We start from the raw sequence: 24,403 nt of genomic DNA on the forward strand, positions 1-24,403 counted from the left end.
TCAGTCGGCTCCTTCCGCTTCCTCGCCGTCGCCGTTGTCTGCCGTGTCCGCGTCCGTGATGCTCACGCGTTCGGCGAAGCGCTCGATCTGGTCGCGCCGGCCGGTCCCGAGCCCGCGGCGCGTGACGTTCAGCGCCCCGGCGGCGGCTCCCAGCCGCACCGCGTCGGTGACCTCGAGGCCGCGGCCCAGCCCGACGGCGATCCCCGCGGTCATCGAGTCGCCGGCGCCGCGATGGTCCAGCGGGGAGACCACCGGACCGACGGCGTACCGTGCGCCGTCCGCCGTCACCAGCAGAGCCGGGTCGGCCGCCCGGGAGACCACCATGGCGGTGACTCCGCCGGCCACGAGACCCTCGGCCGCCTGCCGTAGTGCCTCGGTCGAATCCTCGGCCAGCCCCGCCTCGACCACCTCCTCGTGACTCATCTTCAGCACCGTCGGGCCGGCGTCGGCCGCAGCCGTCGCCGCCTCGCCCGAGAGATCGGCGACGACCGGCTTGCCCGCCGCGCGCACATCGGCGGTGATCCGCCCGAAGAACGACGGCGGTACCACGGACGCCGGTTCGGCTCCCGTCAGGACCAGCACGTCCGAGTCCAGGGCGTCGACCAGCACCGTGCCGTAGAGGTCGTCGAGCTCGTGCCGGGTCAGCGGCGGCGGAGGCATGTGCGCGACGATCTCGCGGTCCTGGCCACGCAGGTCGAACACGTACGCCCCGTTCCCCGCGCCTGCGGTCACTGACCGGACCGTGAGCTCGGCCGCGTTGAGCATCTGGACGATGGAGCTGCCCAGCTCCCCGCCGAACGGTCCGCACACCGTCACTGCGGCACCGAGCGAGACCGCCATCCGCGCGACCCACAGTCCCTGACCGCCCGGATGCATGTGGATGTCCGCATGCTGCTCAGGGACCTCCGGGCCATCGCCTGCCGGATCGATCGAGGTGGCCGTGCCAGCCTGACCCGCCGCCCCGGCGGCGATCTCCATGACCAGCAGGGGCGTCGGAGCGACGACGCAGATGCGCGGAGCGTGGTCCGGCTCAGACCCGTCCATGACGTCGGAGCGTAGTTGCCCGTGCCCGCCGGCGCCCTTCTGGCGCGCGGTCGCCGGCCAAGGCACCATGTTGCGATGGCGACGTCGTCGACCCAGCTGCCGCGGCCGGTCCGGATCCTCGAGGGTCAGGCCGCGAGCGAGCGTGCGGCCAAGGCGCTCGGTCGCTACTACGACGAACTCGCCGAACGACTCGAAGGCGGCTTCCGTCCGGAGCTGCTCGACTCGGTCCCCGGCGCGGACGTCACACCGCCGCGCGGCGACTTCATCCTCGTCACCGAACTCGGCACCGCCGCTGTCCTGGGGTGCGGGGGTGTTCGGCTGCGTGCCGACTCCGGAGACACCGCGGAACTCCAACGCATCTGGCTCGTCCCCGATCTCCGTGGCCAGGGGCTGGGCCGGTTCCTGCTGCGCGCTCTGGAGAACCGGGCGCGCGCCCTCGGAGCACGTCGCGTGGTGCTCAGCCTCAACAGCTCCCTGAACGAAGCCATGACGCTGTGCACCTCGGCGGGTTATCAGCCGGTCGAGCCGTTCGAGGAGAACCCGTACGTCGACGTCTTCCTCGGCAAGGACCTGTGAACATGACGGGCCGCACGGGCGCGGCACAGCGAACACCAGGCCCATCCCCAGCGAACCTCCAGGAGAGCCGCCTAGCCTTGGGTCATGGATGACCAGGCCATCGAGGTGACGTTCGAGTTCGTCTCCGTCGTGCTGTGGACGGCGGCCGGGCTCGTCGGCGGCTTCCTGGTAGCCGTCCTGATCTCCGCGTTGATCCGCGCGATCGGCCGCGGCCGGCCCCTGGCGCGGTTCATCCGTAACCGCTGCCGGCGCCCGTTCTACGCGATCGGCGCTGTCGTCGGGGCGTGGATCGCCTTCATCGTCGCCACGCCGTTGCCGCGCGGTGTCGACCCGCCACGCTGGCGCGATATCACCGAGCACGTCCTGCTCATTCTCGCCATCCTCGCCGGCGTCTGGTTCGTCGTCGGCCTCATCCGGGTGGTCGAGGACGTCGTGCTCGACCGACTCGGCCCGGACACCACGAGCGGCAAGGCCCGCCGGATCCAGACCCAGGCCCAGGTGATCCGCCGCGTGGCCATCGCCGTGGCCGTCGTCCTCGGCATCGCGGCCGTCCTGCTCACCTTCCCCGGGGCGCGTGCCGCAGGGGCCTCGATCCTCGCCTCTGCGGGCATCATCTCCGTCGTCGCCGGCCTGGCCGCGCAGACCACCCTCGGCAGCGTGTTCGCCGGGCTCCAGATCGCCCTGACGGACTCCATCCGCGTCGACGACATCGTCATCGTGGAGGACGAGTTCGCGTACGTGGAGGAGATCACCCTCACTTACGTCGTCGTCCGCATCTGGGACGACCGGCGCATGATCATGCCGTCCACCTACTTCACCACCACCCCCTTCGAGAACTGGACCCGGCGGGCACCGGAACTGCTCGGCACGGTGGAGTTCGACGTCGACTGGCGCGTGCCCATCCCCGCCATGCGGGCGGAGCTCGAACGGCTCCTGGCGGGAACCGACCTGTGGGACGGGCGGATCGGTGTGCTGCAGGTCTTCGACGCCGTCGGCGGCTTCATCCGGGTCCGCGCCCTGGTCTCCGCCAAGGACACCCCGACGATCACCGACCTCAAGTACTACCTGCGCGAGGCGCTCGTCGACTGGCTGCAGACCAACGCCCCGTACGCCCTGCCGCGCAGCCGCGTCGAGGAGTACTGGGTGGACGAGCCGGAGGCGCCGGCGCTGAACACCGGACCGCTCGCGGAGGAGATGAAGGAACTCGCCGAACCAGAGCTCCAGCGCCGCCGTGAGACGCCGGACACCATGGCGGTGACGATCTCCGAGGACCCGGAACGCCGCCGAGCGCGCGAGGCGGCGGCACGTCGCGCACGGCGCCGCGCCGAACGGGAGGACCGCCGCCGGGCGAAAGAGAACGCCGGCCGTCTCGCACGCCGCGAACCCCGGCCCCGGCCCCGTGCGTCGGTGGACGAGACCGTGGTGATGAACGTCCCGCTGCCCGAACGCACGTCGGTCCAGGACCGCACGGTCGATCCGGACGCCGCCGCCGAGCCCGGACCCACCACCTCCAGCGGAGCCCATCGTTCCGCGATGTTCACGGGGTCGCCGGAGAACGAGCAGCGGGCTCAGCAGTTCGCCGGGCCCGGTGAGGAGGTCTACGCCGAACGCGAGCAGGCGGCCGAGCAGCGCCGGGCCGCCGACCAGGCCTCCCACGAGGGTGAGCAGAACGCCGCGGACGACGACGGCGCACCGGCGGCCGGCACGCCCGCGGCGGACGCGGAGGAGACCGAGGTGCGCGGGACGGCGCCCTTGCCGCAGCAGCGTCCCGGCGAGCAGCAGCGCACCGGCGAGCAGCGGCGCATGCCGTTGGGTGACCCCCAGGTGCGCGGCAGCGACTCCGAGGGGGACCATGGAGGACATGACGACGCCTGAGAAGATCACCAGGTCCGACGAGGAGTGGCAGGGGCTCCTCGACCCGTTCGAGTTCCAGGTGCTGCGCCGTGCGGCCACCGAGCGTCCCTACACCGGTGCGTTGCTGAACGAGGACCGCGAGGGCATCTACCGGTGCCGAGCCTGCGGAGCCGAACTCTTCCGCTCGCGGACCAAGTTCGACTCGCACTGCGGGTGGCCGAGCTTCTACGCCCCGCAGGACTCCGACGCCGTGACGCTGATCGAGGACCGCTCGCACGGGATGGTCCGCACCGAGGTGCGGTGCGCCCGCTGCGACTCCCACCTCGGGCACGTCTTCGACGACGCCCCGCAGACTCCCACCGGGGACCGCTACTGCATGAACTCCGTGGCGCTGACGTTCGAGGAGTCCCCGGATCAGCAGGACTGACATGCGGGTGCTGACCCTCAACGTCAAGCACTTCCTTCCGGCGGCGACGGCCGCAGACGCCGGGAGCCGGGCGAGCCGGCGCACGGTCCGGCGGGCCGCGGCGGAGATCGCCGAGCTCGCGCCCGACGTCGTCCTGCTGCAGGAGGTCGACAAGCGCCACCCCCGCTCCGGCGGCGTCGATCAGGCCGGGGCGCTTGCCGGCGCCCTCGGCATGCGGCACCGTTTCGCCGCCAACCTCGTCTTCGGCCCGGCAGGCCTGGCCGTGCCTGCGCCACGCTCCGAGGTGTCCCGGGGGTACGGCCTGGCCCTGCTGAGTCGGTATCCGGTCCGCAGCTGGCACGTGCGACCCTTGCGGGGCAGCGGCCTGCGGCGGGTCGGACCATGGTGGACGGCGCGTGGCTGGTGGCCCGACGTCGACCGGGTCTTCCTCGCCGGCGTACTCCTCACCGAGGTCGGGCCCGTCTCGGTGGGCGTCGCGCACCTGTCCGTCATGGTCGACACCGCGCGAGGCCAGCTCGCCACCTGCCTCGACTCGATGCGGACCCTGCCCGGACCGGCGCTGCTCGGCGGTGACCTCAACCTGCCGCCGTCGCGGGTCGCCCCCCTCGCCACGGGGTACTCGTCGCTGGCCACGGCACACACGTTCACCAATGCCCGGCCGCGCAAGCAGATCGATCACCTGCTCGGGGCCGGTCTCGTGGCCGACGGGCCGGGCCGGGCGCACCACTTCTCGGTCTCCGACCACGCCGGGCTCAGCGCGGACGTCACCCTCGTCTCCTGACCATCACTCGGCACGGTTGTCCGACGCGCGTCCCGCCCCGGCCCTCTACCCCCCGCGAGTAGTCAATCGTGTGCAGCGCGGCTCCCGCCCCCTGCCCCCTCTACCCGCGCGAGTAGTCAATCGTGTGCAGTGCCCAGCCCTCGGCCGGCCTGCCATGGCGTGGTGCGAGGATGGCCCCCGGACCTGCGGAGGAAAGGGGAGTGCGTGGGCGGGGTACTGACGGGATTCGTCGGCCTCGGCGTCGTCGCGACCCTCGGCTACCTGCTCGCCCGCTGGCGTGCGCTTCCCGACGGCGCCGACGCCGTCCTCTCCCGCCTGACGTTCTATGCCGCCACTCCGGCCCTGATGATCCGTACGCTGGCCGGCGCCGACGTCACCGAGGTGTTCTCGGCGAGCGCCGTGGTGGTGATCTCCACCGCGCTCATCCTTGCCGCCGCCTACGCCGTGCTCGCCCGGCTTCTGACCCGGCTGCGCGGCGCCGACCTCACGCTCGGGGCGTTGACCGTGAGCTACGTCAACGCGGGCAACCTCGGCATCCCCCTGCTCGTCTTCGCCGTCGGAGACGCCGCCACGATCGCGCCGGTGCTCCTGCTGCAACTGCTCGTGATGGTCCCCGTCGGGTTCTCCATCCTGGACGCGCAGACCGGCCGCGGCAGCGTCTCCCGCACTCAGGCCCTGACCACCCCGTTGCGCAACCCGCTCGTCCTGTCCGTCCTCGCCGGCCTGGTGCTCGCCATGACGGGCGTCAGCCTGCCCGCGGTCGTCATGATGCCCATCGATCTCCTGGCCGACGTCGCCGTCCCGGTCATGCTCGTCGCGTTCGGCTTCTCCCTGCGCGGTGCGCCCGCGCCGGGCCGTGGGGACGTGCGCGGGCCGATGTGGGCGGCGGTGGCCACTCGGTGTCTCGCCGGCCCCGTCATCGCGTACCTGCTCGCCGCACGCGTCTTCGGCCTCACCGGTGACGACTTGCTCGCCCCGGTCATCGTCGGCGCACTCCCGACGGCGCAGAACATCTTCGTCTACGCCATGCGCTACGGCCGGGCCGTCCCGATGGTCCGTGACACCATCCTCGTCTCGACCATCGTCTCGGTGCCGGTCATCGTCGCGCTCGTGGCACTCCTCGGCTGAGGTTGCGAGCGGCGGGACCGGTGCGCTGGGTGTGACAGATGTGACATAGCTCGTCCCCGGATGCGGGGTACCGACGGTGCTGGGACGCTTCCTTGCGTCGGACCCGACACGAAAGGTGGGACACAGATGGGTTCCCTCATCGGACTTCTCATTCTCGGCGCGATCTTCGGCGCCTTGGCTCGTTTGTTCATGCGGGGCAAGCAGAACATCGGGATCATCTGGACGATCATCCTGGGGGCCCTCGGCGCACTCGGTGGGGGCTGGCTCGCTGACACCCTGTTCGGCGGCAGCACCATCGTCACGTGGATCGTCGGCATCGTGCTGTCGATCCTGTTGATCTCCCTCTACCTCGGTTTCGCGGGGCGTCGCTCCACGACCACCTGATCCCGCGGCGCACACATCGACGGGCCGGCACCCCGACGGGACTGCCGGCCCGTCTCGTGCGCCAGGACCGGCAGCGTCAGGCCGGCCTCCGCCGCGTCCAGAACGAGACCCGCCGCGGTCATGATCGCGCTGCGCCGGCCGCTCCCCGGTACACCAGCCGGCGCAGCAGCACCTCCGCGGGTCCGCGCCGCCGCGAGCGTTCGAACCACGCCGCCAGCACGGCGATGACCAGCCACACACCGATCGCGTACAACGCCATCGTCGCGCTGCCGAGGTCCGCACCGAGGCCGAGCCCCCAGGCGGAGAGCACCGGGGCGCACAGCACGGACTGCGCGAGGTAGCACGAGAGCGACCGCTTCCCGACGGCGGCGACGGCTCCGGCCGGGCGCGCCGCCGAGCCCGCGTCCCCAGCGGTCCGGCGCGCCGCGATCCGGTGGCCGATCAGCCCGAACAGGGCGACGTACCCCAGGCCGCCGAACATGCCGGTGGCGAGCTGGACCGCCATGAACGCCCACATCGCCTGGTCCGGGACGTCCCAGACACCGATGTGTGCCAGCGCGTGCGGCAGTCCCCCGAGCCAGCCGACGGCGATGCCCCCGGCGGCGAGGCCCCGCAGCAGCCGCAGGTACTCACCGGGATGCTCGAGGATCTGCCTCCGACCTGCGACGAACGCCAGCAGGATCATGATCGGCACGGCGAGCATGAGCAGGCCCTGTCCCACGACGAGCAGTACCCAGAACGCGAGTCGGGGCAGAATCGAGGCCAGGTAGTTCGGTTCCGCGACGCCGGCGTCGTCCGAGCCGAAGTCCATCATGGCGGTGACTTCGGAATCGGGCGGCAGCTGCGCCATGGCGTACCCGCCCACGACGCTGAGCGCCGCCATCGCCATGAGCACGCCGGTGAGGACTCCGGCCCAGACGAGCAACGTCCGGTCCGAGCGCCGGAAGAACAGGGCCACGAGCAGCAGCCCGGCCAGCCCGTACGCGCCGAGCACGTCACCCATCCACAGCAGGGCGGCGTGGAGCAGGCCGAAGACGAGCAGCCAGCGGTTCCTGCGTTGCAGCAGCCGTCGACCGGCGCGTTCGGGCGTCCCAGCGGCCACCTGACGCCGGTAGAGCTGGACCATGCCGTACCCGAACAGGAAGGCGAACATCGGGTAGACCCGCAGGTCCACGGTCGTGATGATCAACGCCTGGGCGATGCGATCGAACGTCGAGCCGTCGACCGGATGCGCGGTGCCCGACGCGGCGTGCTCGCGCCCCCAGAGGTAGAACGGCGTGTTCGCCACCGCGATGAGCAGCAGCATGAAACCGCGCGCGAGGTCCGGCGCCGGCGCCCGTTCCGTCTCCCGTGCGGGTCCGCGGGTGATCGTCGTCGTGGACATCCCCACCTCCTGCGGCCGAGAGTAGAAGGCGGTCAGGCCCGCGACCAGTGACAACGGTCATGGATCCGACCGCGCGGCACGCATGACCGGAACGGACGAGCAGGAGGTACGCGGTGAGTGACGGTGAACGCCTCGACGGGGGATTCGTGAACGAGGTGGTCCGTCACGGCGACGAGGTCCACCGAGCACTCGGGCCGAACGCCGCGTTCGTCCACGCCCTGCTCGAGCATCTGGCGGAATGGCCGGGCGCCCCACGCCTCGTCCGCACCGACGGCCGGACCGAGGTGCTCACCCACCTCCCCGGCCGCTCGGGTGCGGAGCCCGAGGTCCGGGCGCGCCTCGCCGAACCGGATGCCCTGGCCGCAGTCGTCCGGCTCACCCGGCAGCTGCACGACCGCACCGCCGGGACCGTGCTCGCGGGGGAGCAGGAGGTGGTCTGCCACCACGACCTCGACCCCCGCAACACGATCTGCCGGCCCGACCGCACCGGTGCACTCATGCCGGTCGCGTTCGTCGACTGGGACATCGCCGGTCCCGGTCGCCGCATCGAGGACGTCGCGCACGTGGCTTGGCAGTTTGTGCCACTGGGTCCCGGCACCGACATCGACGTCGCGGCCGACCACCTCCGCCTCATCTGCGACAGCTACGGCAGAGTGGACCGCGAGGAGCTCATCCCGACCGTCCTGCGGTGGCAGGAGCGCTGCGCGACCGGAATCGAGGCCGGTGCCGCCGCCGGCGACTCCGCGATGAGAGACCTGGAACGCGCCGGCGTCCCCGAGCAGGTGCGCCGAGCCAGGACCTGGACCGATACGCACGCAGTTGAGCTCCGCCGTCGTCTGTAATCCGCTGTGGCTGCCGCCGATGTGTGGTGGACTGAGCGGCAGCACGCGAGAAGGGGGACGACATGCCGGCTGAGGCCGTGGACGTCGTGGTGATCGGGATGGGGCCCGGCGGCGAGCACGCCGCCGCGCGGTTGGCGGAAGCCGGCCTGGACGTCGTCGGTGTCGAAGCCCGGCTGGTCGGTGGCGAGTGTCCGTACTGGGCGTGCGTGCCCACCAAGATGATGGTCCGCGCATCCGAGGCGCTCGCGGAGGCCAGACGCGTCGACGACCTCGCGGGACGAGCCGAGGTCAGCCCGAGCTGGACGCCGGTCGCCACCCGCATCCGCGAGGAGGCCACCACCGACTGGGACGACGCGGCCGCCGTCGAGCGGTTCGAGAAGTCAGGCGGCCGGTTCGTCCGCGGCCGGGCGCGCCTGACGGCCCCGGGTGAGGTGACCGTGACCACCGACGACGGCGAACGCGTCTTCGCCGCCGCCCGCGCCGTCGTGCTGAACCCCGGCACGGAGCCCACGCTGCCCCCGATCGAGGGGCTCGAATCCACCCCGTATTGGACCAACCGCGAGGCGGTGGCCGTCGCCGAGGTGCCGGACTCGCTCATCGTGATCGGTGGCGGTCCGGTCGGCTGCGAGTTCGCGCAGGTCTTCGCCCGGTTCAGTGCGGAGGTGACGGTTCTCGAGGCGGGGTCGCGGCTGCTGGCCGCCGACGAGCCGGAAGCCGGTGACCTCATCGCCGAGACCTTCGCCGACGAGGGCGTCGCGGTGCACACGGACGCGCGCGCCGAGCGCGTCGAGTTCGACGGCGAGACGTTCACCCTGCACCTGGGCGGCGGACAACGCCTCACCGCCGCCCACCTGCTGGTCGCCGCCGGTCGCGGCACCGACCTGGAGGCGCTCGGCGTGGGCGCCGTCGGCCTGGACACCGCGGCTCGGACCGTCGACGTCGACGAGCACATGCGTGCGGCCGAGGGGGTCTGGGCGATCGGGGACGTCACCGGCCACGGCGCCTTCACCCACGTCTCGATGTACCAGGCCGGCATCGCCGTCGCCGACATCCTCGGCCAGGACGGGCCGGGTGCCGACTACCGCGCCGTCCCGAGGGTGACCTTCACCGAACCCGAGGTCGGCGCCGTCGGCCTCACCGAGGAACAGGCCCGCGACCGTGGGCTGACCGTCCGCACCGGACAGGCACAGGTCTCTTCCTCGGCCCGTGGATGGATCCACGGCGCAGGTAGCGCCGGATTCGTCAAACTCGTCGAGGACGCGGATCGCGGTGTGCTGGTGGGGGCGACGGCGGCGGGCCCGTCCGGCGGGGAGATCCTCGGTGTACTTGCCGTCGCCGTCCACGGCGAGGTCCCGACGGCGCAGCTGCGGGACATGATCTACGCCTATCCCACGTTCCACCGGACCATCGAGGACGCGCTGCGCGACCTGGCTGCCTGAACAGGGAGCATCCCGGCCCTCGGCACCGACCGCTCTGCTCGTCCGGCCGAGCTCACACCAGGTCGCGCGGGATGCGCCGCTCCCAGTTCTGCGAGTACACGCGCGGATGACCCTGCTGCTCGTCCAGCTCGTACGCGTCGAGCTGGGCGTTGATCAGGAAGTCTGAGGTCGTGCACGTGAGCACCGTGCGCGTGGTCACCTCGACGCGCCAGTCGTCGCCGTTCTCCAGCCGCCGTACCGTGCGTGTCTCGCCCCGGGCCGAGGTGACGTCGTTCCACCGGAAGCTGTACCACTCGCGGGTGTCACGGTGGATGATCGTTCCGGTGTCCTCGATCCGGAACGTGCCCTGGTCGTTGACGATCTCCAACGTCGAGATATCGGTGGCGAGGTCACGGGTGACTCGCCAGGCGTGCTCGCCGGTGGCGAGCACCGACGTCTCCGCCTCCGGTGCGGCCTCCGGCGGCCCGAACTCGCGCAGGTGATCATCCTCCGGTCGAGGCGTGCGGACAGGAAGCAGGAGTGCGCTGGCGCCGGTGGTGATCGTGACCGTGGCGGGCTCCGGTGGCGGCCACACCAGCGGCCAGTACGACGTCGAGATCGACACCCGCAGCCGGTGCCCGGCCGGGAACACCTGGGCTACGCCGTTGAGCTCGACCTCGACCGGGTAGCGGACACCGGGTTCGAGTGGTGCGGGCTGTGCGCTGCCGTCGCGGTGCGTGAGGTTCAGGACACCGTAGGTCACTCGCGTGGCCTCACCGTCGGGGTGGACGTCCGAGAGACGGACCGCGAGCTGGGCGACCGGCCGGTCCGCCGACACCTCGAGCCGTACTCGCGCCAGGCCGAGGACCTCGAGAGTCTCCGGCAGCGGTTCCGTCTCGAAGACGAGCGCGCCGCCGTCCTCCTCGCGCTGGTCGTAGGGCAGGTCGGGAACGGCGGAGTAGGAGGCCCATTTGCCGGCGAACATCCCGACGCTCAGCGGCGACTGCAGCGTCAGCCGGTCCTGGGCCGGCGGTGCGCCGTCGGACGCGTCGTCGGTGATGTCCACCAGATGGTGCGCCGTGAACCGGTACTCGCGTTCCGTCAGATCGGGTGCCGGCCAGCTCGGTTCGGCGACCCACCTGCCCGGTCGGTCCTCGTAGGTGGCCGAGGGCGGGACGCTGTCCTGCATCCACACACGCAGCATCGGCTCGTCCTCGATCCCGGTGTCGTGGCCCTTGAGCCAGTGGTCCCACCAGCGCACGACCTCCTGGAGGAAGCCGATGGCGGGACCGGGTACACCGAGGTGCGGATAACGATGCCCCCATGGACCGATGAGTCCGCGGCGCGGGACGTCGAGGTTCTCCAGGAGCCGGAAGATCGCGTTGGTGTACCCGTCGGCCCAGCCACCGACGGCCATGACCGGGCACCGCACCCGTGTGTAGTCCTCGCACACGGACGCGGGCTTCCAGTACTCGTCCCGTCGCTGGTGCCGCAGCCACGTGTCGAGCCAGAGGCCGCTGCCCTCGAGCCGCTCGCGCCACATCTCCCGCCACCGGTCGCCGACCACGGCGGGGTCGGGCGGGAGGCTGTTGAAGGCGAACATGACGGTCGCCTCGGAGAGGTTGTCCGCCAGGAGGCAACCGCCCATGTAATGCATGTTGTCGACGTACAGATCGTCCGTGGCGGAGGCGCTGATGACCGCCTTGAGCGCCGGGGGGTTCATGGCAGCCAGCTGGAGGGCGTTGAACCCGCCCCAGGAGATGCCCATCATGCCGACGTTGCCGTCGCACCAGGGCTGGTCGGCGAGCCAGCTGATGACATCTTCGGCGTCCCGGTGCTCCTGCGGCCGGTACTCGTCGACCAGGACGCCGTCGGAGTCGCCGCTGCCGCGCAGGTCCACCCGCACACAGGCGTAGCCGTGGCCCGCGATGTAGGGGTGGTTATACGCGTCGCGCCCACGGGTGCTGTCCCGCTTGCGGTACGGGATGTACTCGACGACGGCGGGCACCGGATCGGTCACGGCATCGATGGGTCGCCAGATGCGGGCGGCGACGCGCTGACCGTCACGCAGCGGGACGAAGACATTCTCGAGGGTCTCGATCTCGTGGGGGAGTTCGGTGACGCTCCTCATCCATGATCCTCCTCGGGGACGGGGTCGAACTCGAAGGGCAGCAGTTCCGTGGCTCGCCGCCGGCGGTCGTCCAGCTCTTGGCGACTGCCGGCGCCCAGGTAGACGTGACCGAGGGTGTAGCTGTAGCTGTCCTGGTGGGGAAGGTCGGAGAGCCGGTCCCCCGGCGCCACCTGGAACGTGGCCCGGGCGCCGGGGAAGGCGCGGTCCAGCGCCTCGAGATCCTCCTCGGACGGGACCCGCCGCACGACGGCGTCCTCGCCCCGGTGGATGACGTGGCACTGCGCCGCGACGGCGTACCGCCCCTGCCGGTGCGGCATCTGCGGGGGCTCACCGAGGGCCACGTCGATCGCGACCTCGTGGTTCGAGGACCCGTCGACGAGGAGGAACAGCTCGCTGTGCGACTGGGAGATCCGGGTGTTGACCTCGATGAGCCAGAGCTTGTCCGCCTCGCGGTCCCACATGAACTCCACGTTGAAGGCACCGTCGTCGTATCCGACGTGGCGGAGGAATCGTTCGGCGACGTCGATCATCCGTTCCTGGACCTCGGCCGGGACGGTCCCGGCGGGGTAGTCGAGGCGCTCGATGCTGGTGCCGTCCTCGTCCCGGTGCATGTCGACCACGCCGTGGACGTGGAACTCCCCGCGGGCGAGAACCCCCTCGGGGGCGGCCTGGATTCCGGTGATGATCTCCTCCGCGAGGCAGGTGTTGCCGCCGTTGCCGACGAGCTCCGGCGGCAGGTCGACGCGGCGCAGGGCCTGGTTGAACGCGTCGCCGAGGTCGGTGATCTCGGCGCGGATCTGCTCCAGGGCCGCGGTGAGCTCATCCTCGTCGTGGATGGCGAAGCCGAGGCTCGAGGAGTGTGCCTTGACCGGCTTGATCCAGAACGGGAAGGGCAGGTCAACCTGCACGTCCTTCTCGAACGGGTCGACGGCGGCGAAGCCCGGCACCACCTCGGGCACGCTGGCTTGCTGTTCCAGGCGACTCCAGTACTTGTGCTCGCACTTCAGCACGCTGGTGAGCGAGGGCGAGGCGATGCCGCGCTCATCGGCCAGGATCGGGGCGAGGACGGAGCTCGGGAAGTCCCAGTGGCAGACGATCGCGTCCACGGACCCGGGGAAGGCGTCGAGCTCGGTCCGAGCGTCGTCGAGCAAGGCGTCGAAGTCGTGGTTGGTCTCGCGGACCAGGCGGTCGTAGCTGAGCAAGCCGTGGAAGGCGAAACGTTCCGCGCCGCGGATGCTCTCGAGCTCGGTGCGCTGCAGCTGCGTGAGGGCGAGGACGAACACGTTGCGCCGCGGCGCCGTCGTCTGGTTCATGCGATGCGACGCAACCACCCGGGGCCGGGGGCCGCAACAGGAGCGCGGGACGCGGCCCGGCCAGTGCAACGCCGCAGCTTCCTCGTCAACGCGCTCCTCGTCTGGCAGGCGTGGGTTCTGACGCCCGATCTGGGCTGGCCCGCCACGCATCCGCGGGGCCGTCGTGCCGTCACACCGACATGAAGGCGGTCGATTCGTTCCTCTGTACCTACTAGTAGGTTTAGAGTGATGGGTATGGATACCCGGGAACGGCTCGTCGCAACGATGGGCGAACTCATGTGGGAACGCGGGTACGCCGACACGAGCCCACGCGACGTGCGCGAACGCGCCGGCGTGGGACAGGGGAGCCAGTACCACCACTTCCGGTCGAAGCGGGATCTGGCGCTCGCCGCCCTGGAGCGCAACGTCGCCGATCTACTGCCGGCGACGTCGGACCTCGACGGTGCGGGCGATCCCATGGCCCGGATCGAGGCGTACCTCTTGCGGCCGCGTGACGCACTCAAGGGCTGCAAGGTCGGCCGGATGACGCAGGACCCGCAAGTCCGTGAAGACCCGGTGCTGCTCGCTCCGGTCGCCGAGGCTTTCGCGCAGGTCCATGACCGGTGGGTCAGCGTGTTGCGGGAGGCGATCGCCGCGGGCGTCCTCCGGCAGGACCTGGACCCGGGCCGGCTCGCGCACACCCTGATGGCCGTGATCCAGGGCGGGTACGTCCTTGCGATCGCCCAGCAGGACCCGGGCCCCTTCCGTGATGCGCGCGACGGCGTGCTCGAACTCCTGCGGGCGTCCGCGACCGGCGCCGACGACCCGAGACCGAACACCGACGAAAGGCAGTGAACGAGATGACGGTACGCATCGGCATCAACGGATTCGGACGCATCGGGCGCAGCTTCCTGCGTGCCGCGCTCGCCGGTGACGCGGACGTCGAGGTGGTCGCGGTCAACGACCTCGCCGACGCCCGCACGCTGGCCGCCCTGCTGGAGTGGGACTCGCTGAGTGGTCACCTCGCGGGGGTCTCGGTCGACGGCGACGCGATACGCGTCGGGGATCGGCGCATGGCTGTGTACGCCGAACCCGACCCGGCCGCGATCCGTTGGGCAGGCGCCGGAGTCGACGTCGTCATCGAGTCCACCGGGCGGTTCACGGACGGCTCAGCCGCTGCCGCACACCTGACGGGCGGGGCGAAGAAGGTGGTCGTCTCGGCGCCCGCGAAGGGCGACGTTCCCACCGTCGTCCTCGGCGTGAACGATGACGGGCTCGACCCCGCTGGCCATGACGTCTTCTCCAACGGCTCGTGCACCACGAACTCCCTCGCGCCCTTGGCGAAGGTTCTCCACGAGGCCTTCGGTATCGAGTCCGGTCTGATGACCACCGTGCACGCGTACACCAGCGATCAGCGGCTGCAGGACGCGCCGCACGCGGATCTGCGCCGCGCGCGTGCTGCGGCCGTCTCCACGATCCCGGCCTCCTCGGGCGCCGCGGCGGCGATCGGGAAGGTTCTGCCCGAGCTCGACGGTCGGCTCACCGGCGCGGCACTGCGCGTGCCGGTCCCGGTCGGTTCCATCACCGACCTCACCGTTGTGCTGGAGCGCGCCGCCGATGCCGCAGAGGTCAACGCCGCGTTCCGGGAGGCGGCGGCGACCACGCCGCTCGGGCGGTACCTGCAGTACTCGGAGGCGCCGCTGGTCTCCGCCGACATCGTCGGCAATCCGCACTCGTCCGTCTTCGACGCCCCGCTGACGCAGGCGGCGGGGCGCCAGGTCAAGGTGCACGGCTGGTACGACAACGAATGGGGCTTCTCCAATCGACTGGTGGAGTTCGCGGAGCGGATCGGCGCGGCGCTGTGAGGAGGTGCGGTGTCCGCCTGGGGGTCAGACAGGCGCGGTGCCGACTCGCCGGTGAGCCACGAGCCGCAGGCGTGCTTGGATAGGACGCCGAGGCACGCGAGGAGGCGCCGTCATGGAACTGAAGGTCAACATCCAGGTGTCGGTCGACGGCGTGTTCCAGGCCAACGGCGGACGTCATCCGGACTTCGACCCGGGTATGGAGCGGGGCGGGTGGGCACGACCGCTGTTCGACGACAAGTCACTCGCCGACATCAGTGACTACTACGGGCGAGCCGACGCCTTCCTGTTCGGCCGGCGGACGTACGAGATGTTCGCCTGGTCCTGGGGGTACCGGCACCTGGGGGGCGGACGCGGGTGACAACCCGATCTCCATCGCACTGAACACACGACCGAAGTACGTCGCCTCCACCACCCTCACCGATCCCGACTGGGCGAACACGACCGTCATCTCCGGGGACCTCGCCACCGCGGTCCGCGATCTCAAGGCTCGGCCTGGCGGCGAACTTCAAGTGCACGGCAGTGCCGCGCTGGCCCGGCCCCCGTCGGCGCCGAACCTCCGGCGCCTCAGCAGTCGAACCCGACGTTCGCACAGCGGCTGCGACAGAGGGCAGAAGAGCGCCGGCAACCCCAACCAGAGGAGGATGGAGGGACGACGCCACGGGAACGTGTGACACAGGCCCGAGAGCGGTTGCGCGAGCGGCGCCAACGCCCGGATGGCGACGACCAACCACCACAGGCGTATGGCCCTACACGGCGAGGCCCTCAGTTGTGAGCGCCCGATTTACGGTCTGTTACGGTTTGCTTATCCGTAACAAACCGTAATTGGGGTACAAGATGGAGCCGAGTCCGTACACCCCGAGCGAACCTCCTCGCGTGTTCGTGGGCCGGGAGCAGGAGCGCACGCTGCTGCGCGACCGGCTTGCACGAGTGATCGCGTACGGCGAGATGATGGGCCCGCTGAGTGTGGTGACGGGCGCGCGAGGGCTCGGTAAGACCTCTCTTCTGGCCGATGTGGGGGAGCGGGCCGCCAGAGATGGCTTCGTGGTGGCCTGGGTCTCTGGGATCAAGCACCAGCGGTTCTTGCCCGACGTCGTCGACCGCGTCACCCGATCGCTCGAGCGCGCCGACGTCCTTGGAACCGATTCCTCGCGTCCCGCGCGACGCGTCAAGGATCTGGGCGTCGAGGTCAACCTCGGCGTCGGAAAGGTGTCCGCCACGGTCGGACTCGACGAGGCCAAGGAGGCAGCGACCAGTCCTGCACTGGTGGGCCCGGTGGAGGATTTCTTCCACCACACAGCGAATCTCGCCCGCGACCGGGGCGGAGCGGGCCTGTTGGTCGTGATCGACGAGCTGCACGAACCGCTCACCTCACGCGCCGAACGCGAGTACATCGCGCATGGCCCTGCGGTGGTGGACGCGGGCGTGCTGCTCAACGCCGCACAGAACATGAGCCGTGAACGGGAGCGCTACCCGGTGGGATTCATCGGCGCTGGGCTGCCGCAGACAAAGGCCCTGCTGATGCGGGCCGCTACCTTCGGTGAACGGACGAGGGAAGTCGCCTTGACGGGCTTGGACGAGCAGACCGCCAAGGCCGTCTTGACCGAACCAGCCAAGCAGCTGGACGTCAGCTGGAGTGCGGACGTACTAGACATGGCCCACGCCGAGAGTGGCGGCTACCCTCCAGCGCTCCAGACGATCGGCGAAGCCGCGTGGCACGCTGCACGGCCCGAGCGCGGGGACGTGATCACGCTCGAGCACGTGACCGCTGCACAGCCGGCGGTTCGTTCCGAGATGACGTCGCTCTTCCAGGCTCGGTGGGACGTCGCCACGGACGGCGAGAGGGACTTCTTGCGAGCCATGGCTAGCCAGCCTGGCACGGAGGTGCGGCGTGGCGACGTTGCCGAGGAGCTAGGCAAAGACAGCGACGACCTCGGCATGGTGCGACGGAGCCTGATCAACAAAGGGATCATCGACGCTCCGGCACGAGGGCGCCTTCGATTCACCATCCCCGGTTTCGGAGAGTTCGTCCGCTCACAGCGCGCCGATAGCGATGACGAACAGGGGCAGCAGCAGTCAGCGTCCGGTGCGCGGCTCCGCGCCGCCCGTGAACAGCTACGCGAGCGCACAAGCCACCGAACCGCGCGGCACGACCTGCCGCGACACGGACCAACACGGGGCGGACCCCAGCTCTAGGGCCGCCGTGAGCCCTCGGACCTCTCGTGCGTAGCGGCATGCTGTGTTCATGCCAACGGTGGGCGAGCCCGACGGCAAAGGACTGTACGGAGTCCCGGATGAGACAGCGGACGGACTGCTGTGCCACGAGTGCGGCAAGCGGTTCACTCACCTGGGCCTCCACGTGTGGCGTCGCCACGGTATGGCGGCCGACGAGTTCCGACGCGCTCACGGCTTGGCCCGCAGCCGCGGGCTCGTGGCTGCAGCGACGCGGACCGAGATCGCGCAGAACGCCCGTGACCGTCTCGAGCGGAAGCCCGCCTTCCTCGCTGCACGCGCACCAGAGATCGCAACAGCGGCACGCCTGCGGGCAGGGGAGAAGGTCTCACCGCAAGGATTGGAGTCGATTCGTGAGGCGAACCGCGCACGCCGAGGACGGAGTCGTCTCGGGACCGTCGTCATCTGCGGATGGTTAGGCGCCGAGTTCTGCCCACTGACCCGCGCGCGACGCCGCCGGTTCTGCACACGTTCCTGCGCCAGCAAAGCGACCCGCGCGAGCCGTGCACCGCGATAGGCAGGCGAAAGCCCCCGGAATACGAGACCGCGCGTATCCCGCTCGAGTACCTTCGGTCCATGAAGCGCAGCGGGAGGTCCAAGGAACGACGCGACGAGTACGCGGCTCGTCGCGTCGTAGAGTCGGCGCTCGGCGTCGCCGTGACACGATTCGAAGACGGCACCCAAAATGGTCAGATCGACGCGATAGTTCAGTGGCCCGACCGCCCTGCCGCAGCCTTGGAGATCGTTGCAGACCACGACACGGCGTTCATGAAGCAGTGGGCCGCAGCAAGCAAACGTGAGCACAAAGTCAAAATTCCGTCGCTACGGAAAACATGGGCTGCTCACCTCGGGCGCAAGGCACAACTTAAGGACGTCGAAAGGCACTTAAAGCAGTTCGTACCCGTTGTCGAGAACGACCCTGAAGCGATGTCTGCACCTGACGTTGCCGAGATGCACGATCGGCTCCACATCTTGAGCCTGTCGCCGAGCGCTTCATCAGACAAGGGTGGAGAGATCCGGCTCTATATCGAAGGATGGAGCGGTATAGCAGCCGACACTTCGATGGCTGACTACGTCGAGCGCATACTTGCTGAGCATCCTGACGTGCCCGCGAAACTTAAACGTCATCCAGCTGCTGAGAAGCACGCCTTTATTTGGGCAACTATCGGGTCAGACTATGGAATAACATTTGCACTGGAGCGGCGGCCGGATGCACCCCTTCCTAAAAAGTCGCCAGAACTTCCAGATGGAGTCACTCACGTATGGGTCGTGGGGTCCGCAACCTCGCAAGGTGCGGTCTCCTGGTGGCCTGACCGCGGGTGGTGGCGGCCGCAGTGGTCTTGGTCCGCGATAGAGAACGAGGCATCAAGCTGAGTCGCCATAGCAGGAGCGACCGGTCGCGCATACCGCGCCGGTGTAGTAAATTGCTCATTGAGCCCTCCACCTGCTGGGTGGTTGGGAAGCTGGGCCGGGACCCCCGCCGCATGACGGGACCCGGCCTTCGCGCTGTCTAGAGATCGATGGTGTGCTCATCGACCAAAGAGCGGATTGGCTCGATGAACGAGCCTGTGCCCTTCTTCCCTGCGGCGACTGCACCGGCAACAGCGTCGGGGATCCAGAGCATCGGCTCCTCAAGGGGTCGTGCGAACTCGACGCGAAGAGCACGCGGGATCGACTGAGCGCCACGCATGGCTTCGATCATCTGGACATCACGAGCGTTCAGCGCCTGAGTCCGCGTCTCCATGAAGACTCTTGTGACGCCAATGCTGTGCAACTCGTGGAAGAGCCGTTCGGTGCACTTTCGGCGGGCGCGTTCCTGGCGCTTCGGGTCTACCGGTGTGCCGACCACGACGACGTTAGTGAGGTCGCATGCTCCAACGGTCTGTGAGATGCGGAGCCTGTCGGCGTCCTCCTCATCTCGCCAGTGCAAACGTGCCCTGGGGCGCCGGACCAACGCCCGAAGCCGTTCACGGATGGCATCACAGCCGTCCCCGTCGGCGACGGCTGCGGCCATGAGGTACATACCTCCAAGGTCGTTGAGGTGCGCCGATTCGTCGACCCAGGCGTGTAGTACCAAGGGATCCGGCGCGCTCTCGCCCAGAAGATTCTCCTGTATCGATCGGACCGTCCACGCGAGTCGTTTACGGCCAAGCCATCAGGGGGTCACGACATTGTGGCGCACTCTCGCCACGACACTGCGTGCTTCGTTGATGAAGAGGATGACGAACGTCACAAGATTATGAAGATGATGAAGCGCGTGCGGGGACCATTGGGCTGAAGCCTCGGATGAGCGGATGCTGCTCGGGTCAAGAAGTCGACTGTGATCCCGGTTGGCTGGCCACCGGAGTCAACGGCGGGCCGACGATAGTCGCCCACGCTATCCGGCTTGAGGAGGCTGGGGAATCTCCTCCTGCCTTCGGGGAACTACACATGCGCTAGTGCGCACACTGGCATTGAGTCCGTCAACCTTAGTGGACAGTCTGCGTATCAAGACCCTTCGTATTCCTGCGCCTCAGCACCGCTCGATCGTCCAACTCGACCTGGGGGACCTGGGCTCACGATCGGCGGTGCGATGGTCGGTAGTCCGCGATAACCCCTTGCGTCCCGTCGGCTGCGTTGCGAATCTCTCGCCGTGCGAGTCCTTTGGCTCTATGGCCCTCCGGCTGTCGGCAAGTCCGTCACGGCCTGGGAGCTACTCAACTCGCTGGCAGCAGTCGACCCGGCGACCGGATACGTCGACATCGATCAGGTCGGGATGTCGTACGTCGATGAAGACGAGGATCCAGAGGCCCACAAGCTGAAGGGTCGAGCGCTCGCTGCGGTTGCCGCTGAGTTTGCGGGGCACGGGGTGCGAACGCTGATTGTGTCAGGTGTCTTGGATCCCGGTCTGACGGCGTTCTACGCCGAAGTGCTCGGACCATACGATCCGATCTTCGTTCGGCTCACGGCTTCAAACCTTGAGCTTCAACGCCGTCTGTCTACGCGGGGCGTGTACGCGGAGGAGTGGGCCGACGTTGAGGAGCACGCGCGACGCCTTGATGCCGCTGCGCCCGACCATCCGGTCATCGAGTCCGTGCCCGGTAACCCAGCCCAAGTTGCGGGACGGGTCCTGAAAATCGTTGGCGCCCTGGTCAATGGCGGGTCGCAATCCGCGCACGGCGCCAGCGCGTCCGTTGGAGATGAAGCGAGCGTTCATGGCCGCGCGATCTTGATTGGCGGGACAACCGCGGTGGGTAAGTCCACGGTCGGCTGGCAGGCGTTCATGGCCACGCGACAACAGGGACGTCCGAGCTCCTTCGTTGATCTGCGGCAGTTGGGGTTCGTAGGGATCGAGGGCGGCGTCATCAACCACCGCCTTCAGGCTCGCGCCGCGCGGGCACTATGGCGCGTGTTCAGGTCCCACGGCGCAGAGGTGGTGATCTTGAATGGTCCCGTCAACAGCTCGGACGAGATGCTCACGTATCGGGCCGCGTTGGAGGGCATAGAGTTCGCCGCGATTCGGCTGACTGCCGACCCCCCGGCGCTGCTAGATCGGGTGCAAGCCAGGATGCGTGGAGAGATGGCGCCTCTAGCGGGCGACCCACTCGTCGGACGGCCAGCGGACGAGGCCGAGTCGATCGTCGACGCTGCTGTCCGGCTGCAGAACAGCGGCGAGAACGATGCTCGCTTTCCTGCGCTTGACACGACCGCGCTGGATCCAGCGGAGTCTGCGCAGCGCGTCCTGTCGAGCCAGAGTTAGGAAGGTGCTCGAACGGTTGGTGGGTGTGGAGGGTTGGGCTGGATCGCTTTCGGCGCGAAGGTCACGGTGTCCTTGATCGCGCGGCTCGCGTAACGGCCCACACGGGGCGGACCCCAGCTCTAGGGCCACCGTGAGCCCTCGGGCCTCTCGTGCATAGCGGCGTGCTGTTGCCCATGCCAAGTGGGGGAGCCCGACGGGAAAGGGCTGTACGGAGTCCTGGACGAGACAGCGGACGGACTGCTGTGTCATGAGTGCGGCGCCTGGACGACTGGAGCCGCGGGCTAGCGGGATATCGGACGTGGGAAGATCCGGTCATGCTCGGAGGAGGCAGTGACTACCAGGTCGCCTGCCGGATCGTGCGCCGTCTCGGTGGCCGTCCACACCGAGCGGAGCCACTCGCCGGCGGCGTGAACACGGTTCTTCGTGTTGTCGGGACAGGCATCGACTTGGTCGTCCGGTTCCCCAACGACCCGTTGCGCGAGAACGAGTTCCCCATCGAGCAGTGGGCAGCCCAAGCGGCTGAGCGCGCTGGTATCCCCTCGCCGGACGTGGTCGCGACAGGAGAGATCGATGGACTGCCGTACATGGTGGTCCGCTACGTCGAGCCCGCGCCCGACGGACCGGACCGACCCTGGCGCTGGCTCGGGCACTACGCAGGCACGATCTCGCAGATCCCGCTGCATGGTGCCCCTGAGCGGCTCTTCTCCCGATTCGGCCCTGGGTTGGCAAAGGCGTGGTCGGCTCACCTGGCGTACAACCTGACCGCGCTCGATCCCGACGACCCGCTGCTATACGACGGCGCCTACCGACGCGAGGAGCAACCCCTCCTCCGCGCACTCATCTCGCAGCTGAGCACGGCACACTTCGACTTCGGGCTCGCGCACGGCGACCTGGCGCCCCGCAACCTGATTTCACGCGGGCGAGGGTCCCCGCCCGTGCTGATCGACTGGGGCACAGCGACCACCGGCCCGGCGCCCTGGACCGACCTGCAACGCGTATACCAGTGGGCCGTCCACGACGAGAGCATCTCCCACGAAGCGCTCACCGACTTCGCCATAGCCGCCGGCACACCGTTGGACAGCATCACTCTCCGGCGGCTCGCACAGCTCACGGTGCTCAGGTTCCTCGACTTGGCGCGGTGGGCGCGGGACCGGCGTCCCGACCTCTACGACGACTACCGCCACGCGTGCCGGGTCGGAACCAGGGCGATCCTCGAGACCACCCCACAGTTGCGGTAGGCAGTGGTGGGCACACCGAGCACATGGTTGATCGACGCATGCGACACCCGCCTGACGGTGGACTTCGCAGCCATCCACGCTGAGCTCGCACGGATCGCCGCCGTATGAAGCGACGGGAGTCGGTGCGGTAGCTTGGGTAAGCATATGTCAACCAAAGTTAACATGACGTCCGTTATCGGTGTTTCGGACGTGTGGCACCGTAGTTGTCGATTTGCAGCGAACTCTGCACGACCGGCCCACCTTTGCTGCATGGTGAACGCTTTACGTTGTACGAGTGCGCTGGGGCTCCGGAACGCGCTGCGGAACCGTTCAGGACACCGGTCACGAACGCGGCACACGATTCCCGAGACCACAGCGCCTATGTCCACGGCGATGCCGTCGCTGTCTCGACCGTGGAAGTCATGATCCTCGAGTCTTCGGGTCCCGGGCCACATGTCACCGAAGAGAATGTCGAGCGCGCGTGTAACGTTACTCTTGCCCGCGTTGTTCTCGCCTAGCAGGACTAGCGTCCCGGTGTCGGGGAAACTGACCGTCACTCTGTCCTCGCCGATTGACCGCAGGTTCTGAACACTCAAACGCTGAATTCGTGGCGCCATAGCTCAGCTCCGTTCTCTTCGTGGAGTGCAAGTGTTGCGCTGTGCGCCGATGAATTTGGCCGAGTAGGACTCGACTTCGGGTTCGCGGCCGGGACAGCGGTGTCGCGTTACTACGGGTGACGTTATCCGAGGCGTGTGCCTTGGATGGCTAGAAACGGGACCGGGTTGGTGTGCTGCCCGTCGAGGTAGACGCCGTAGTGGAGGTGGCAGCCGGTGGAGTTGCCGTCGCTGCCGACGGCGCCGATGATTTGGCCGGCTTGGACCTGTTGGCCGGGGCGGACGCCGACGCCGTTGGCGTACATGTGGTTGTAGGTGGTTTCCACGCCGTCGCCGTGGTCGACGACGATGACGTGTCCGGTGAGGCCGTTGCGGCTGTGGCCGTTGCCGGTGTAGGTCACGAGGCCGCTGGAGGCGGCGTAGATCGGCGTCCCGCACGGCACGCCGAAGTCGATCCCGGCGTGGAAGGAGCCCACCGGGGGCCGTAGCGGCTCGTGATGGGGGCGTCGGCGGGTTGGACCCACTCGCCGCCGGACGCGAGGAGACAGCCCATCCCACCGACCGGTGAGGCGGCGGAGGGTGACGGTAGGACGTTGACGTGTGGGTGGTCATAGTGGTTCGCGGTGTCGTCGCCGCAGTCTTCCATCGGTTGCCAGCCGGCATCGGGGTCGGCCGAGCAGATGGCCTGACGCCAGATGATGTAGTCGACCGAGAGACGGTCGGCATGTTCGACGAGGTAGTCGACGATCCGGTCGCCTAGCTCCCGGTCCTCGTAGGTCATGAAGTCGACCGCAAGTCCGGCCGGGTGGCCACCGGAGTCGAGGGCCGAGTCGCGATAGCCGCCCACGTCGGCCGGGTCGAGATCAAAGCGAGCGGCGACCTCGTCGGCCAGGGCCTGGGTGTGCGGCTTGACCGGGCCCAGGTTTAGCTGGCTCTCGTCGTCGAGTCCGGGACGGCCGGTCTGCGCGGCGAGGGCGCCGACGACTTCGATCGTTGGCGACCAGTGCTCTTGGTAGTGCAGCGGGTCGGCGTTGCGCTGTGCGCGGTGGCCCGCGATCGTCGGCGGCAGGCGTTGCCAGTCCTGCACTGCCGTGAGTCGCTCGTAGAACAGCACCGTGGCCTGGTACGGGTCCATCCGCTCGTCATAGGAGCCCCACTCGGACCAGTTTGAAACAGGCCGATCGTGTCGGCTGGGGCCGCATCGCCGTGCGGGACGTTGCGAAGGCTCGACTCGCCCAGGTGGTTGCTCGCCAACGACCTCGTCGACGAGCTGACTCTGCTCGTCTGTCCCGTGATCGTCGGTCAGGGTGGACGCCTCTTCCCCCAGGACGGGCCCGATCTCGCCCTGGAGCTGGTTGAGACGAGACCCTTTCCCAAGGGGATCGTGCGCCAGACCTACCGGCCGGCGGGGCCGCCCCGGTACGCCTCGGATCCCAGCACCGAGGCCGGCGGCTGAGGACGCCAGCCCGACGGCCGCA

General features: G+C 69.1%; 23 protein-coding genes and 1 pseudogene. 17 read left to right on the plus strand and 7 right to left on the minus strand.

Annotated elements, in window-relative coordinates; all coding sequences use genetic code 11:
- Positions 1-1,044: a 1-phosphofructokinase family hexose kinase gene (locus ACFSE6_RS00655; protein ID WP_388001775.1), complete on the minus strand. Its 1,044-nt coding sequence runs from the start codon at positions 1,042-1,044 to the stop codon at positions 1-3.
- Positions 1,045-1,119: 75 nt separating this feature from the next.
- Here ACFSE6_RS00655 and ACFSE6_RS00660 point away from each other — a divergent pair, with 75 nt between their 5' ends.
- The 6 genes from ACFSE6_RS00660 (at position 1,120) to ACFSE6_RS00685 (ending at position 6,194) form a co-directional block, all read left to right on the plus strand.
- Positions 1,120-1,620: a GNAT family N-acetyltransferase gene (locus tag ACFSE6_RS00660; protein ID WP_388001776.1), complete on the plus strand. Its 501-nt coding sequence runs from the start codon at positions 1,120-1,122 to the stop codon at positions 1,618-1,620.
- Between the two features lie 84 nt (positions 1,621-1,704).
- Positions 1,705-3,495, plus strand: coding sequence for a mechanosensitive ion channel family protein (locus ACFSE6_RS00665; protein WP_388001777.1), 1,791 nt, complete (start codon positions 1,705-1,707; stop codon positions 3,493-3,495).
- On the plus strand, positions 3,482-3,901 hold the full coding sequence (msrB, locus tag ACFSE6_RS00670) for a peptide-methionine (R)-S-oxide reductase MsrB (protein WP_388001778.1): 420 nt from the start codon (positions 3,482-3,484) through the stop codon (positions 3,899-3,901). The genes ACFSE6_RS00665 and msrB overlap by 14 nt, the downstream gene beginning before the upstream one ends.
- Position 3,902: 1 nt before the next feature.
- Positions 3,903-4,682 (plus strand): endonuclease/exonuclease/phosphatase family protein, encoded by a 780-nt coding sequence (locus ACFSE6_RS00675; protein ID WP_388001779.1) that lies wholly within the window; start codon positions 3,903-3,905, stop codon positions 4,680-4,682.
- A gap of 204 nt (positions 4,683-4,886) precedes the next feature.
- A complete protein-coding gene (locus tag ACFSE6_RS00680) occupies positions 4,887-5,810 on the plus strand; it encodes an AEC family transporter (RefSeq protein ID WP_388001780.1) in 924 nt (307 codons plus the stop codon).
- Positions 5,811-5,936: 126 nt separating this feature from the next.
- Positions 5,937-6,194 carry a GlsB/YeaQ/YmgE family stress response membrane protein gene (locus ACFSE6_RS00685; protein WP_388001781.1) on the plus strand — a complete coding sequence of 86 codons (258 nt, stop codon included), beginning with the start codon at positions 5,937-5,939 and terminating at the stop codon, positions 6,192-6,194.
- Between the two features lie 118 nt (positions 6,195-6,312).
- On the opposite strand, the gene ACFSE6_RS00690 is transcribed toward ACFSE6_RS00685, so the two are convergent.
- The gene (locus tag ACFSE6_RS00690) at positions 6,313-7,578 is read right to left on the minus strand and encodes a DUF418 domain-containing protein (RefSeq protein WP_388001782.1); all 1,266 of its coding nucleotides are present in this window, start codon (positions 7,576-7,578) and stop codon (positions 6,313-6,315) included.
- Positions 7,579-7,691: 113 nt separating this feature from the next.
- Between ACFSE6_RS00690 and ACFSE6_RS00695 the strand changes: the two genes are divergently transcribed.
- Together ACFSE6_RS00695 and ACFSE6_RS00700 are read left to right on the plus strand one after the other, a co-directional pair.
- Positions 7,692-8,420 carry a phosphotransferase gene (locus ACFSE6_RS00695; protein WP_388001783.1) on the plus strand — a complete coding sequence of 243 codons (729 nt, stop codon included), beginning with the start codon at positions 7,692-7,694 and terminating at the stop codon, positions 8,418-8,420.
- Between the two features lie 62 nt (positions 8,421-8,482).
- The gene (locus ACFSE6_RS00700) at positions 8,483-9,859 is read left to right on the plus strand and encodes a dihydrolipoyl dehydrogenase family protein (RefSeq protein WP_388001784.1); all 1,377 of its coding nucleotides are present in this window, start codon (positions 8,483-8,485) and stop codon (positions 9,857-9,859) included.
- Between the two features lie 52 nt (positions 9,860-9,911).
- Here the strand turns inward: ACFSE6_RS00700 and ACFSE6_RS00705 are convergent, their stop codons facing one another.
- A complete protein-coding gene (locus ACFSE6_RS00705) occupies positions 9,912-11,969 on the minus strand; it encodes a CocE/NonD family hydrolase (protein ID WP_388001785.1) in 2,058 nt (685 codons plus the stop codon).
- A complete protein-coding gene (locus tag ACFSE6_RS00710) occupies positions 11,966-13,282 on the minus strand; it encodes an ATP-grasp domain-containing protein (RefSeq protein WP_388001786.1) in 1,317 nt (438 codons plus the stop codon). The genes ACFSE6_RS00705 and ACFSE6_RS00710 overlap by 4 nt, the downstream gene beginning before the upstream one ends.
- A gap of 234 nt (positions 13,283-13,516) precedes the next feature.
- On the opposite strand from ACFSE6_RS00710, the gene ACFSE6_RS00715 reads away from it, so the two are divergent.
- From ACFSE6_RS00715 to ACFSE6_RS00740, 6 genes are all read left to right on the plus strand, one after another.
- On the plus strand, positions 13,517-14,116 hold the full coding sequence (locus tag ACFSE6_RS00715; protein ID WP_388001787.1) for a TetR/AcrR family transcriptional regulator: 600 nt from the start codon (positions 13,517-13,519) through the stop codon (positions 14,114-14,116).
- 5 nt (positions 14,117-14,121) lie between these two features.
- Positions 14,122-15,126 (plus strand): type I glyceraldehyde-3-phosphate dehydrogenase, encoded by a 1,005-nt coding sequence (gene gap, locus ACFSE6_RS00720; protein WP_388001788.1) that lies wholly within the window; start codon positions 14,122-14,124, stop codon positions 15,124-15,126.
- A gap of 112 nt (positions 15,127-15,238) precedes the next feature.
- Complete coding sequence (locus tag ACFSE6_RS00725) at positions 15,239-15,484, plus strand: hypothetical protein (protein WP_388001789.1); 246 nt, start codon at positions 15,239-15,241, stop codon at positions 15,482-15,484.
- Positions 15,485-15,999: 515 nt separating this feature from the next.
- Positions 16,000-17,319 carry an AAA family ATPase gene (locus tag ACFSE6_RS00730; RefSeq protein WP_388001790.1) on the plus strand — a complete coding sequence of 440 codons (1,320 nt, stop codon included), beginning with the start codon at positions 16,000-16,002 and terminating at the stop codon, positions 17,317-17,319.
- A 49-nt stretch (positions 17,320-17,368) separates the two neighbouring features.
- Positions 17,369-17,872 (plus strand): MucR family transcriptional regulator, encoded by a 504-nt coding sequence (locus ACFSE6_RS00735; RefSeq protein WP_388001791.1) that lies wholly within the window; start codon positions 17,369-17,371, stop codon positions 17,870-17,872.
- A gap of 59 nt (positions 17,873-17,931) precedes the next feature.
- Entirely contained in the window at positions 17,932-18,729 is a 798-nt protein-coding gene (locus tag ACFSE6_RS00740; protein ID WP_388001792.1) for a hypothetical protein, read from the plus strand.
- A 136-nt stretch (positions 18,730-18,865) separates the two neighbouring features.
- Here the strand turns inward: ACFSE6_RS00740 and ACFSE6_RS00745 are convergent, their stop codons facing one another.
- Positions 18,866-19,369 carry a hypothetical protein gene (locus tag ACFSE6_RS00745; RefSeq protein WP_388001793.1) on the minus strand — a complete coding sequence of 168 codons (504 nt, stop codon included), beginning with the start codon at positions 19,367-19,369 and terminating at the stop codon, positions 18,866-18,868.
- Between the two features lie 618 nt (positions 19,370-19,987).
- Here ACFSE6_RS00745 and ACFSE6_RS00750 point away from each other — a divergent pair.
- Positions 19,988-21,094, plus strand: a complete 1,107-nt coding sequence (locus tag ACFSE6_RS00750) for an AAA family ATPase (RefSeq protein WP_388001794.1) — start codon at positions 19,988-19,990, stop codon at positions 21,092-21,094.
- Positions 21,095-21,408: 314 nt separating this feature from the next.
- Positions 21,409-22,332 carry an aminoglycoside phosphotransferase family protein gene (locus tag ACFSE6_RS00755; RefSeq protein ID WP_388001795.1) on the plus strand — a complete coding sequence of 308 codons (924 nt, stop codon included), beginning with the start codon at positions 21,409-21,411 and terminating at the stop codon, positions 22,330-22,332.
- Between the two features lie 718 nt (positions 22,333-23,050).
- Here ACFSE6_RS00755 and ACFSE6_RS00760 read toward each other — a convergent pair.
- Positions 23,051-23,368 carry a M23 family metallopeptidase gene (locus tag ACFSE6_RS00760; RefSeq protein WP_388001796.1) on the minus strand — a complete coding sequence of 106 codons (318 nt, stop codon included), beginning with the start codon at positions 23,366-23,368 and terminating at the stop codon, positions 23,051-23,053.
- Entirely contained in the window at positions 23,323-24,060 is a 738-nt protein-coding gene (locus ACFSE6_RS00765) for a VldE C-terminal domain-containing protein (RefSeq protein WP_388001797.1), read from the minus strand. Before ACFSE6_RS00765 ends, ACFSE6_RS00760 begins: the two co-directional genes overlap by 46 nt.
- Before the next feature lie 102 nt (positions 24,061-24,162).
- Between ACFSE6_RS00765 and ACFSE6_RS00770 the strand changes: the two are divergent.
- Positions 24,163-24,381, plus strand: a pseudogene (locus ACFSE6_RS00770) (dihydrofolate reductase family protein); the annotation flags it as partial.
- Positions 24,382-24,403 lie beyond the last annotated feature (22 nt).

This window comes from Georgenia deserti (genome assembly GCF_042680605.1).
Taxonomy (GTDB): Bacteria; Actinomycetota; Actinomycetes; order Actinomycetales; family Actinomycetaceae; genus Allobogoriella; species Allobogoriella deserti.